Source organism: Phycisphaeraceae bacterium (genome assembly GCA_020639155.1).
GTDB lineage: Bacteria > Planctomycetota > Phycisphaerae > Phycisphaerales > UBA1924 > JACKHF01.
The window spans coordinates 1,307,165-1,319,746 of sequence record JACKHF010000001.1 but is presented as its reverse complement, the minus strand read 5'-3'; the positions used below and the strand labels follow the sequence as shown (position 1 = coordinate 1,319,746).

Below are 12,582 nucleotides of genomic sequence, written 5' to 3'. Positions count from 1 at the left end.
CTGCCCGGAAGGGACCACGCATGCACGTCTCGTTTGTCATCCCAGCTTACAACGAGGAGCAGTACATCGCGGACACTATCGGCGAGATCAGGACGGCTGCGAAGGCTGTCGGTGTCGATCATGAGATCATCGGCCTGCTGTTCCGGCTCGCACTGCGAGGAACAAAGGGTGTCAGGTCACGCGACTGACTCGACCTGTGGTATGGCGAGCGGCGCGAGGATCGGGATAACTATATATGAACTACTTATCTCTTAGAAGAAGCCTTGGATTACGATCAAAAAATAAGCTAAAATGCCAGCATGTAAGTGAAAAGCCAGAGATTTGATAAATCGTATTGAGTAGGACGCCCAGATGGATGATGACATAATTGCTGCGTTGATGAGTTCCAACAGTAACTCCGAGGAACTTCCTCCGCTACCCGATGATTCATTTAATCACAATCAGCTAGCAGGAACACTTCTCAAACGGCTTGAGCGTCTGAGAGAGGGAAGTTGCGTTGCGCTTCGTGGATGTTGGGGGCGTGGTAAAACGGATCTTTTAAATCGATTAGCTAGAATCATTGAAGCGGCAAACAGCTCTAATGATTCCAGTATATCTACAACTTTTAAGCATGTCTTGACTATTAACCCGTGGAAGGCGCAAGATCTTGATTTGCTAACTCCATTAATCGCTGGTGTATGGAATCTTATAGAAGAAAGCGACCGGCAGGAATGCGCTGAATATGCTAGGTTGCTCGTAAAAGCGGGCTATATTGCCGGCCTGCATTTACTTAAAGCACCCATTTCCAATGAAAATATTACAAATTTAGTCACAGATTTCGGCTCCAAACTACTCTCGAAGCCGCCTTCATCAACAGAAGTTGGAAAACAAATAAAAAGCAACACTCATGGAATATATTTTCATAAACTTGTATCTAAAGTTATAAAAGATCCAAATGATCGCATACTTGTGCTCATAGACGATCTAGATCGTTGCTTACCTGACAAGCAACTAGCCTTACTTGAGTCTATGCATTTTTTATTGAACATGAATCCAAGAGCAATATTTGTCGTGGCAATAGACCCAGAACATCTTAGAAAAGCTCTAATGTCAAGACATGCTTTCTCGTCCAACGATGCAGATGGATATGTTGAAAAAATCTTTGACTTTAGTCAAGAGTTAGTTTCAGCCAATTTAGATATGAGAAAATATATTTATGTAAAAATAGATGAAGACATACGGCTGTCTAACAATCAGAATACCACTATTCGTAAGTGGTTTCAGGATAAAAATATTGCCCGAGAAGAAACTTTGTGGCAATATTTTTCTGGTGACCATATTTCTACGGAATTAAGAAATCCACGAGTCTATGAAAGAGCATTTTTAAAACTAAGAAATCTTGTTTTAGCTGATCCGAAGGAAAACTCGGTAATCCATGACAGAGACGACCTTCGTTCACTGTTCCCCTTCTGGGTTCTGTCCACACAGCGATGGCCCTCCCTTCGCGAAGCATATCACAGATTATATGAAGAGCTAAGCCCTCATAACTTTAAAGATGCCCACAATGTGCTCATTCAGCAAATTGGGCACTACAATCCAGTGACTCACGCATACAACAACTATCGGTCGCGACAGGTCAACACAGTTCCTGATGTAGCTTGCAGTAGATTCTTGCAGCACTTGAGCCAAGTGGATATGTTTTTTCGAAGCGCAAACTTGTAGCAAAAACTAAAGTGGCCCCGCTCGGATTCGAACCGAGGACCAAGCGATTATGAGTCGCCTGCTCTTACCGCTGAGCTACGGGGCCGCAGCCGCTCGCGTTGATCGCGATCAGACCGGCTCTGAGTGTATGTCCCGCGTCATGCCATAGCACCTTGCCCGGGTATCTTCGCTGGATGGAACCCCAGCAGGCGCAGGCTGTTGAGCACGACGAGAATCGTCGATCCCTCGTGCAGCAGTACCGCGATACCCAGATTCGCAAACCCCAGCGCACCCAATGGCGCGACGACCACGATCACCATCATCGCGAAGATTAGATTCTGCATGAGAATCCGGCGTGCTGCACGAGCGAGACCGATCATCCCGGGCAGGTTCGCAAGCGTCGACCCCAGCAGCGCGACGTCGGCGGTTTCCATCGCAACATGAGAGTGCGCAGCTCCAATCGCGATACCGACATTCGCCTGCGCAAGCGCGGGCGCGTCATTCACGCCGTCGCCGACCATCGCGATGACACCGTGATCCTGCTGGAACTGCTCGATGCGCCGCAGCTTCTCGTCCGGTGTGAGTGAGGCGAAGTACTCATCGAGATGCAGTTCGCTTGCAACACGCGCAGCCGATCCCTCGTGATCGCCGGTGAGCATAACCAATGGCGAAACATGTTGTGCTCGGATCTGGTCGATGATCTGCGATGTTTCGCTACGGATTCGGTCGTCGAGTGCGATGATTCCGATCGGTGCGTGATTGCGAGCAACAACAATGATCGTCGAGCCCTGTGTTGCGAGTTCATCGCGGATCCGCGCAAGATCATCAGTCCATGATGCGGTCACCGCTGACGGCTTGACCACATCAATCCGCGATCCGTCAACTGTTCCGTACGCACCGGAACCCGCGATCTGCCCGACATCGGCTGCGCCGGGAATCACGACAGATCGCGATTGTGCTGCGCGCACGACTGCGTCGGCAAGTGGGTGCGTCACCGACTGCTCGATCGCGGCTGCGATCGCGAGCAGCCTGTTCTCGTCGATATCTTCTGCATTGCCAGCAACGACGATGCGCACCACCTCGGGCTTGCCCTCCGTCAGTGTACCCGTTTTGTCGAACGCAATGGCATTCGCACGAGCGAGCGTGTCCATCGCAGCGCCGCCCTTGACGAGCACACCCATCCGTGCAGCACGTGCGACAGCGCACAGAATCGTCGCGGGAGTGCCGATCGCCAGTGCGCACGGCGATGCAGCGGTCATGAACGCCATTGACCGGTAGAACCACGTGCCCCACGACGTATCCGCACCGAGGACTGGCAGTTTCAATAGTGGCGGGATTACCATCACGCACGCGGTGAGCACGAACACCATCGGCACATAGAAGGTTTCAACCCGGTCGGTGAACAACTGGGCCTTTGACTTTGCTTCCTGCGCATCTTCAACGAGACGCATGATGCGCGCGAGCGTCGTGTCGGACGCAAGCTGGGTAACACGCACCGTCAGCACGCCCTGCATGTTCATTGTGCCAGCAAACACGTTTGACCCGTTCACTTTCTCAACGGGGATAGGCTCGCCGGTCAGCATGGTCTCATCGACAGATGACTGACCTTGTGTCACGATGCCGTCGATCGGGACACGATCGAACGCGCGGATACGCACAGTCTGCCCGATCTCTATATTCTCGATCGGAACTTCGCGCATTGATCCGTCTGCATTCACCACCGTTGCAACGCGCGGCGCAAGATCGGACAGCGCTTCGATGGACCTGCGCGCGTGCGACATCGCGAGATGCTCGCCAGCAGACCCAAGCCCGAACAGGAACAGCAGCAGCGCGCCTTCCTCGGGATGTCCGATGGCAGCTGCGCCCCCAGCTGCGGCGAACATCAGCACGTCGATATTCACCTGAAAACCAAGCACGCTCCGCATCGCCTCGGGGAATGTGCGAGTGGATGTCAGGATTGCGCTGATCGCGAGCAGCCCATACCGAGCAAGCATGGGGAGTTCCGTCGTTCTCCCAAGAACAAATGTTGTGAGAAGAATCGCGCCGCCCAGCAGTACCATCGCGAGTTCTGGTGACAATGTGACGAGCTTTGCAGCGTGCAAGGCACGACGCTTTACACCAAGAAACACATGCACTATCGATTGTTGCGCGGGGAGCGCTTCGACCTCACCACCACGAACCGTCAGTGTGACCGGAGTCAGCGTTGCATCGCGACAATGTGTGACCTGGGGCGCAACGCCGAGCGGCATGAGGGCGGCTGCAACCTCCTCGACCGGACACCCCCCCGCGTGGTAGCGCAGCACAACGCGCGCCGGATTTGCGTGGACCGTTGCAATGTCAGCAAGTCTGTCCGCGTTCGTATCAAGCCTTGGCTGATTATTCAGCGCCGTCTGGCACTGCGCGATGAGTGCCGCATCGAACGCATCACTGCCAGTGGACATCAAGGGAATCACCGCGCAGACCCGATCGTCGCCGATCCGCGGCGGCTTGCGCGTGATGGCTCGTCTCCAGCCATGATCACGCCACAACCGCGCAGCGGTTCTGACATTGCGTGTTGTAATGCTCGCAGGCTGATCGGTCACGTGATGCTCCGCTCGGCCACTCAGATGGCCACAGAGCATATGCGTGACACCAATACAAGGTCCTGAGATTTGATCAACTCTGAGGATCAGTAGATCGACGCACAGTTCTCGTGACGATTCCCATTCGCATCGCACACTGCAAACCGCGCGTTCGGTCTGATCGAAGCGCTCCCGTACGCACCATCCTTGCGAACCGCGTACAGCTTCACATCGAAGTTGACCTCGCCGTCTTCATTGCGAAGACGTTTCTCGCGGGTCTTCTTCACGATATGTGAGAGCACTTCAAGGCAGGCATCGGTCGGTGACAGTCCGCGTTCCATCGCGCGAACAACAGCAAACCCGCCGCAGTTCTGGATCACCGCTTCGCCGCGTCCGGTCGCGCCAGCAGCTCCGACATCGTTGTCGCAGTACATCCCCGCACCGGGGATTGGGCTGTCACCGACGCGCCCCGGGATCTTGTAGCTGAGTCCGCTGGTGGTCGTACACGACGCAACATCGCCGCTCGCATCAACGGCGCAGCAGTTGATGGTGCCAGTCGTGTACGGGATGCCGTTCCGCCACTCGACATGCATGTCAGCGCCGGTGTCTGCCAACTTCTCGCCGAACTCATTGTATAAAGCGCCGAGCGGGCCTCTGCCGTTGTTCTTCGGGTCTTTCGGATCCCAGTCCATCTCGTCGTCGCCCAGCCAGTCGTCGGACCGATTCGCGTTCGCTTTCCAGCGAAGCCAGACCTGACGCGCCTCGTCTGTCAGCAGGTTCTCAGGCGTAAATCCGTTGGCAATTGCAAAGTCACGCGCTCCCTGACCGACGATCAGACAGTGATCGGTGCGTTTGAGCACAAGCAGCGCAACAGCTGCAGGATTCTTTATATCCTCAATGCACGCGACAGCACCACATTTGTGCGTTGGACCGTGCATGACCGAAGCGTCAAGCTGCACCACGCCATGCTCATTCGGCAGACCGCCATACCCCACCGACATGTCCTTCGGATCGTTCTCAACGAGTGACACACCCTCGACAATCGCATCGACACAGTCGGCACCACCCACAATCCTGTCGTATGCAAGCTTCACAGCGTTGATACCGTTGGCTGATGCAATAACAACCGGCCCCTTTGCCGGTTTTCCCGCAAGCGATGATGATGGCATGGCTGAAACACCTGACGAGACACCGACACCAACCCCGGCCGCGATACCAAGACCAAGAACGGCGCGACGATCTATTGCCCTGAGGGCATGCTCTGAATCCATACCAAAAGCATATCAGGTTTCCGGACTCGCTGCAAAGCTTGGGGCACTCTCGTGGAATTTGTCGCGAAGTCAGCCCTCATCCCGGATGTCGTACACGCGCAGCCATTCCAGCTTCGGCTTCCATTCGGTCACCAGACCAACGTGCGCAGGATGATCGACATAGTGCTCGTACGCGTGTGTATCGATGAACCCCACGTACAGACACAGATCATAATCGGTCTCGACTGTCCCACGACCGATGTCCAGATGCGATCCGCAGAACACCGAGGTGATCCCCGGGATCTGGCGCGTCATCTCGCGGCAGTCCTCCAGAAGATCTCTGCGGTCTGACGGATCCTTGAGCTTCATGAACACAACATGGTTCACCTCGGCTGGCGATTGCATCACCAGCATGGGAGGCTCATCTTCCCCATGAGCGTCGGTATGAAACTCGTGATGCTCGTGCATCTTGCGGGCTGGCGCATCTTTCGCATCAACAACGCGCACCTCGCGCGTGCGGACATAGATGCAGCCCTGGAGCACCATTACGCTGGAAAGAAGCACACCTGCTATGGCAAGCGTGCGGGTGAGAGAAGGCAGAGAACGAGGCGGTGGGTTCGTCATGTGGATACTCCGGAAAGTCAGACAAGATGGATGTATGGTACAACATCACGCGCTCACATGATGCATGCGCCTGTATTGGGAGTCGGCAGACCACTCTTTCTGTCGTGTTTGGGTGAATGGACACTACACTCGCCATGTGGACAATCAGATGGAAGAACCCACTATCCCCGATGATGCACACGGCCTGGTCGTCCACTTTGCTGACGAACACATTGCGGTGGTAGATAAGCCCGCAGGTCTGTTCGCTGTTCCCGCCAAGGGTGCTGAGACCGATCCATCGCGGGCGGATTGCGTGGTCGCGCGGGTCAGGACCATGTTCCCTGATGCAAGTGGGCCTATCGCGGTGCATCGACTGGATCTTGAAACAAGCGGTCTGATGGTCGTCGGATTAACAAAGCCCGCGCATCGATCGCTCTCACGCCAGTTTGAGAACAGGCTCGTCGCAAAGACCTACACAGCGCTGCTGCAAGGGCACGTGACACCGGACACCGGCGCGATTGATCTGCCGTTGATCGCTGATTGGCCGAACAGACCGAGGCAGATCATTGACTTTGTTGTCGGCAAACCCGCGCGCACACTGTTCAGCGTCATTGATCGCACCGAAGCTGAATTTCACAATCTTTCCATGTCCGTCACGCGCATCAGATTCCATCCACTTACGGGCCGATCGCACCAACTGCGTGTGCATGCGGCTGCACCATGCGAAGTACGCCGGGATGACTATTCAACACTTGCGCAGGAAGCGGAGAAGAACCCGAAGCTACGCACCGACAACCCGATTGTCGGCACAGCACTCGACACGCACGCACCGAGGCATCTTCGCAATGCGAGCACGCTCCCGGGTGGGCTCGCCTGCCCTATTGTTGGAGATTCACTCTACAACACGAGAGACGGTACAGCCGCAGCACCCCGCATGATGCTGCACGCGAGCAGGCTCGCATTCTTCCATCCCGTGACCGGCGAGCGGATCACCATCACCAGCAACGCTGCGTTCTGACATGCGATCACATCCGTCATGATGTACAATGCTGGACGTGCTCTACCAGCTCCTTGAGAACATCTGCGTCTGGTTCCATCTGCTTTCAAGGGACGAGAAGCTGATGTGCATGTTTGCCATGATCCCCGTTTCATTCGTCTTCATATACCCAGCGGGTGTTTTCTTTCGCAGAAACAATGGAGGCAAAGAGACACCGGCACATATCGCACTTCACGCGGGATCCGCACGCATCGTACTGCTCTTTACTCTGGCCTTCGGTTGCACGCTGCTCGCGCTGATGTACGCAGTCGAATGGATGTCGTGGACATCCCCTGACGCGAAGCTCGCATACGAGATGTCAAAGGGGCAGGGCATCGCTATGCGGGATATCTCTTTCCACGAACAGATGCGCATGGTCCCGCAGTATTTTCTGTTGCTTGACTCAATCGGAGTCATAGCCGGAGTTGCCGGGTTCTTCAGTGTGCATCGATCTCGGCAAGGCTAACAGTCTTCGGCACGAGGCGCGTGCGAGCCATGATCAGATCGCGATCGCCGGTCCACAATCCCACAACGATCCGCTTTACATCCTGAAAGATTAGCAGCAGGCACGGAAGCACAACCAGCAGCAGCAGCGTTGACGACAACAGCCCGAAGCTGATGGTGATCGCCATGGGAATCAGGAACTGCGCCTGGAAACTCTGCTCAAGCATCATGGGAAGCAGCCCGGCGACCGTTGTGAGTGTTGTCAGCAGGATGGCGCGAATGCGAGCGGTGCCCGCGCCGATGCACGCGTCCTTCAGGCTCTTCCCTTCAACTCGATACGCGTGATTGATAAACTCCATCAGAATAAGCGAGTCGTTCACAACAATTCCCGAGAGCGCCATGAAACCAACCAGCGACAGGAACGTCATGGTGTATCCCATCAGCAGGTGCCCCCACACCACACCGATGATCGCGAACGGAATCGCTGTCATGACAATGATCGGCTGAAGATAGCTTTGGAACAGCCACGCGAGCACGACATAGATCAGCACGCACGCAATGAGCATACCGATCGGCAGCGAACTCATCGCATCAATAAAGTCTTTCTGTTTCCCGCGCTCGACGATGCTGACACCACGCACGTTCGCGATCGCTTCAGCGTACTGCGGGCGAAGCTCGGCCATCACCTGCTCGGGTTTCACATCGGCGTTGTCGTCGATGTCCGCGGTCACAGTCACAACACGCTTGCCGTCGAGCCGACGGATCGTCGCATACGCCTGCGATCGGGAGAGAGACGCGATCTCGGCGAGCGGCACAAGATCTCCCGCGGGGCTCCGCACGTACGAACGCTCAATCTCAGCAAGGCTCCTGCGCTGCTCATCGGGCAGCGTCACGCGCACATCGACACTCTCACGATCGCCCGGGAATGTGTGTGCTTCAAGCCCGAACACCGCACCACGGATCTGCCGAGCAACATTCTCCGTCGTAAACCCGAGCTCATTGGCACCGGGCAGCAGGCTGATGCGCAGCTCGCGTGCGCCAGCGTCCGAATCATCCGATATATCGCGCACGCCCGCAAACTCGTTGAGTCTGCGTTTCATGTCCTCAACAACCAGCTTGATGGATTCCTCATCTTCACCAACAACAGACAAGGTAATTGGCGGCCCGTCCGGACCTCCTTGGATCTCTTCAAGACGAAGCTCGCGCACACCCGCCAGCACGCCGAGCTGCGATCGAATGTCCGATCGCACCTGCACGCTCGTGCGATCACGCTGCTCGATGGGCACAAGCTCAAGCACAACCTGGCCGATGTGTGTTGCCACATCCACCGACTCCATGTCCATCGCGCCAACCGCGCCAACCGATGTCGAGATCGAGGACACCTCAGGCATGGAACCAGCGATCCGCTCGATCCTGCGAATCATGCTGTCTGTGACTGTCACCGGTGTTCCAACAGCCATGCGCAGCGAGATGTTTACTGTCTCGGAATCGTTGGTCTCCATCATGGTGAACTTCACACGCCCGCCACCAACAAGCCCGAGCGAGAACACCAGTGTCGCAGCAGCAATTGCCAGCGTGAGATACCGTGCTCGTAAGCACCATCGCAACAGCTTCTCATATGTCGGGATCAACAGCTTCTGAAAGAACGAAGCCCGCACCGCGTCCATGCGCATCTCGATCCTGTCAAGCCGGGAGTGCTTGCCACGAGCGCGTCTGCGGTCCATCGTCTCAAGGCTGTGCCCCATGTGCACGGGCAGGATGAATAGACTCTCGCCCAGCGACACGAGCAATGCGCATGCGACGACAACCGGCAGCACACCGATCATGTCTCCGAATCGACCCGTGATCACTGTGAACGGAAGGAACGCAACAACCGAGGTGACAACCGTCGCAACAACGGGCCAGCCGACCTGCTCGGTCCCTTTGATCGCCGCTTGCAACGGCGATTCGCCGGACTCGTGGCGCGATGCGATGTTCTCGGCAACGACAATTGCATCGTCCACAAGCAGACCCAGCACGATGATCAATCCGAACATCGTCAGAAGATTCAGCGTCTGCCCGATGAAGTGCATGACCATCAACGTCGCAGCCATCGACACAATCAATCCGACGAGCACCCAGAAACTGGCGCGCCAACTGAGGAACAACATCAGCGTCAGGAACACCAGCGCCGCGCCCCAGATCGCATTGCGTGTCAGCAGGTTCAAGCGCCCGACAACAAATCGGGCAAGGTCCGTGTCGTAGCTCAGCATGCCCGGCAGCGGAACCTCGGCACGCGACTGTCCCAGTTGGTATGCCTGCATGCGGGGCGATGGTTTGCCCGACTGGGCACTCATCGTGTCGAGGAAACTCGGCTTGAACTCATCGCCATTGCGCCCCGCGATGTAGGCCTTGACCATCTCTGCAATCTGCACGATGTCCTGATCGCCCTTCTTCAGTACCATCAGACCCATCGCAGGTTTGCCATTCGACCGGTAGTACAGGTCCTGATCAACAAAGTCATCATCGATGTCGGCGATCTCGTGCAGGCGCAGAACCTGCCCGCCCGGCGACGACTTCACCACAATGTCACGAACCTCGCTCACACGATCGTCGGCGCCGATCGTGCGGATGTTGATCGTCTCTGTGGGTGTGCGCACCGCACCAGCGGGCAGATCGATCATGCTCTGGCGAATTCGCGCAGCAACCTCGGGGATGTCGAGCCCGTGCTCCTGCAGCGCATCAGGATGCACGCGCACGCGAATCTCGTCCGTCCGAGCGCCGTTGCGCACCAGCGTGCCCATGTCCGGCAGCGACTCAAGATCATCGCGGATCGAGTTGATCGCATCCTTGAGCGCCCGCTTCTGCGCGCGTTGCACTTGCTCTGATTCCTGCGTCCAGTCGTCCTCGCTGGTCACCAGCAGATTGATCGTTGGAAGATTCGGCTCGATCTTCGTCACAACGATCCGCTCGGCTTCTTCCGGCAGATCCTGCAGCGCATCAACAATCCGTTTGATCTCGAACAGGCGCTCGTCAATGTCTGTGCCGGGGAGGAACTCGACGGTGATCGACGCAAGACCCTCTGCTGCGGTCGTGCGGATCTCCTTGATGTCGTCGACATCCTTCAGCGCGTCTTCAATCTTGACCGCGAGCGCGCTCTCTACCTCATCCGGCGACGCACCCGGATACGGCGCTGTGACGGTCACCATGTCCGAGTTGATCTCAGGAAAAAACTCACGGCGAAGTCCCACGCCAAACACAAGTCCGCCAAGCAGAAGAGCGAACATCGTGAGATTCGCGACAACCGGGCGCTGAACACCAAACCGGGCAAGACTCATGATGCGCCTCCCGCAGTGGATTCATCCGTTGGCTCAGCAGGCACCTGCGGATGCTCAGCGAAATGGATCTCGCCACCGATCGACGTGTTGACATACGTTCCCGGCACCATCTGTGACAGGTTCGACAAGATCACACGCTCGCCCGGTTCAACACCCGAATCCAGCACTGCCCACTGGGTGATGTGGTGCTCGGTCTCGGGGATATTCTCGAGCAGACTCGGCAGTTCCTTCGCATCCACGGTGAACGCGATGCGCACCGATCGCCTGGACACCTGTCCCTTCTCATCTGCGACGAACACATGATCGTTGTCGACAGAGGTGCGCGGGATGACAACGCGCTGCTGGCTTGAAGAACTGACAACCGTTGTTTCAACAAACTGTCCCGGCAGCAGCACCGGCTTGTCCGACACACCGGCCCCGTTGGCATGGTCCTGATCAACCACAACGTAGGCAATGATCGTGCGTGTCTGGGTGTCAACCTCCGGCGATATACGCGCGATCGTGGCGTTCCACCGTGTCTCGACAAACGCACCTACCCAGGCACCTGTTACGATCTCAATCGCATCCCCAGGATGCACAAGGTTGCGGGCACTCATTGGGAGTCGTACCGGCACCTCCACACGCGAGAGATCAACAATCCTCGCAACGAGCGTGCCGGGCATCAACTGCTCGCCGACACGGGCGTTAACCATCTGCAGCGTGCCACCAATTGGTGCTGAGATCTCTGTCCGGTCCACGTTCTTCTGTGCGAGCGCAACATCTGCCTTTGCAGAGTTAACCTGTGCCTGCAGCGATTTTCTGCTCGGCTCGATGCCTGCCAGTTGTACCTTTAGAATCTCAAGATCACGCTGATGACGGATCAATGACGAAAGCGTTTGCTCAACATCGATGTCGTTGTGCGCTCCCTGCTCGCGGGCTTCAAGTTCCCGGTTGTAGTCGTTCCGCGCAAGTTCGGTCTGTTCTGATGTCAGTTCGATCTGCTTCTTCAGGCTCTCCTGCTGGATGTCGAGTGACTCGATCTGCGCCTCCAGAGATGCCACCCGCTGCTGCGCACCAAGCAACTGTTGTTGGTAATCTGACGCGTCGAGCAGGACAATGCGCTGTCCCTGCGCAATAGCAGATCCCTCTTCAACACGCACGGGTCGATCGATCACAACACCCTTCACCTCGGCGGTCACGTCAGAATCAGCCATGGCACGAACCGTGCCGTACCCGTCGAATCGCTGCGCAACAACAAACTGCGGTGCTTCAATCGCAACCACGGAGTATGTGCTCTCCTCCACCGGTTTTTTTTCCGGGGGTGGCTTGGTCGCAACAAGCATCTGCGCTGCCGCCATAGCAGCACCCAGCACCACACACCCAACTACTGATCGTGTGATCAGCGCGATCGGCCTGCTCCGTTCGCCGGACTGCACAACCGTCTGCACGCCAGCGTGCGGCTTCGTCGTCACGTTTGCCTGAGATGCATATGCACTCGTGTTGTTCGCAGGTACATCAGCACGCTCGGACCGGGGTCCGTGCTGCGCCTCTTTCGTCGATGCAACACCCATGTGTACTGGTTCCTGGATTCGCAGAGCTTGCGGCTGAACCATCGCAGCCATGCGAATGTGGCGTATCGGCAGCTCGCGCTGCGCGGAAAACCCTGCATTGTTGCGCGTGATCGATGTGCCGTCTGCCCATGGCATTGAATT

At 56.5% G+C, this 12,582-nt stretch carries 9 protein-coding genes and 1 tRNA gene; 4 read left to right on the top strand and 6 right to left on the bottom strand.

Annotation, left to right across the window (positions count from 1 at the left end):
* The first annotated feature begins 20 nt into the window (after positions 1-20).
* Both H6815_05620 and H6815_05615 read left to right on the top strand, forming a co-directional pair.
* A complete protein-coding gene (locus H6815_05620) occupies positions 21-188 on the top strand; it encodes a hypothetical protein (protein ID MCB9859916.1) in 168 nt (55 codons plus the stop codon).
* A 163-nt stretch (positions 189-351) separates the two neighbouring features.
* Positions 352-1,701 carry a hypothetical protein gene (locus H6815_05615; protein ID MCB9859915.1) on the top strand — a complete coding sequence of 450 codons (1,350 nt, stop codon included), beginning with the start codon at positions 352-354 and terminating at the stop codon, positions 1,699-1,701.
* A gap of 12 nt (positions 1,702-1,713) precedes the next feature.
* Here the strand turns inward: H6815_05615 and H6815_05610 are convergent.
* The 4 genes from H6815_05610 to H6815_05595 form a co-directional block, all read right to left on the bottom strand.
* A tRNA-Ile gene (locus H6815_05610) sits at positions 1,714-1,786 on the bottom strand.
* A gap of 52 nt (positions 1,787-1,838) precedes the next feature.
* The gene (locus H6815_05605; GenBank protein MCB9859914.1) at positions 1,839-4,262 is read right to left on the bottom strand and encodes a heavy metal translocating P-type ATPase; all 2,424 of its coding nucleotides are present in this window, start codon (positions 4,260-4,262) and stop codon (positions 1,839-1,841) included.
* A gap of 86 nt (positions 4,263-4,348) precedes the next feature.
* Positions 4,349-5,512, bottom strand: a complete 1,164-nt coding sequence (locus tag H6815_05600; GenBank protein ID MCB9859913.1) for a N(4)-(beta-N-acetylglucosaminyl)-L-asparaginase — start codon at positions 5,510-5,512, stop codon at positions 4,349-4,351.
* 69 nt (positions 5,513-5,581) lie between these two features.
* Entirely contained in the window at positions 5,582-6,115 is a 534-nt protein-coding gene (locus tag H6815_05595; GenBank protein MCB9859912.1) for a Dabb family protein, read from the bottom strand.
* 136 nt (positions 6,116-6,251) lie between these two features.
* Between H6815_05595 and H6815_05590 the strand changes: the two genes are divergently transcribed.
* Both H6815_05590 and H6815_05585 read left to right on the top strand, forming a co-directional pair.
* Positions 6,252-7,112, top strand: coding sequence for an RluA family pseudouridine synthase (locus H6815_05590; GenBank protein ID MCB9859911.1), 861 nt, complete (start codon positions 6,252-6,254; stop codon positions 7,110-7,112).
* A 37-nt stretch (positions 7,113-7,149) separates the two neighbouring features.
* Entirely contained in the window at positions 7,150-7,596 is a 447-nt protein-coding gene (locus H6815_05585; GenBank protein MCB9859910.1) for a hypothetical protein, read from the top strand.
* Here H6815_05585 and H6815_05580 read toward each other — a convergent pair.
* The gene (locus H6815_05580; GenBank protein ID MCB9859909.1) at positions 7,568-10,891 is read right to left on the bottom strand and encodes an efflux RND transporter permease subunit; all 3,324 of its coding nucleotides are present in this window, start codon (positions 10,889-10,891) and stop codon (positions 7,568-7,570) included. The two genes, H6815_05585 and H6815_05580, sit on opposite strands and share 29 nt — an antisense overlap.
* On the bottom strand, positions 10,888-12,576 hold the full coding sequence (locus tag H6815_05575) for an HlyD family efflux transporter periplasmic adaptor subunit (GenBank protein MCB9859908.1): 1,689 nt from the start codon (positions 12,574-12,576) through the stop codon (positions 10,888-10,890). Before H6815_05575 ends, H6815_05580 begins: the two co-directional genes overlap by 4 nt.
* Positions 12,577-12,582 lie beyond the last annotated feature (6 nt).

Bases quoted from the DNA above. Each gene is read 5' to 3' on its own strand.
- H6815_05580 (MCB9859909.1), bottom strand. From the start codon at position 10,891: ATGAGTCTTGCCCGGTTTGGTGTTCAGCGCCCGGTTGTCGCGAATCTC.
- H6815_05620 (MCB9859916.1), top strand. From the start codon at position 21: ATGCACGTCTCGTTTGTCATCCCAGCTTACAACGAGGAGCAGTACATC.
- H6815_05575 (MCB9859908.1), bottom strand. From the start codon at position 12,576: ATGCCATGGGCAGACGGCACATCGATCACGCGCAACAATGCAGGGTTT.
- H6815_05615 (MCB9859915.1), top strand. From the start codon at position 352: ATGGATGATGACATAATTGCTGCGTTGATGAGTTCCAACAGTAACTCC.
- H6815_05595 (MCB9859912.1), bottom strand. From the start codon at position 6,115: ATGACGAACCCACCGCCTCGTTCTCTGCCTTCTCTCACCCGCACGCTT.
- H6815_05600 (MCB9859913.1), bottom strand. From the start codon at position 5,512: ATGGATTCAGAGCATGCCCTCAGGGCAATAGATCGTCGCGCCGTTCTT.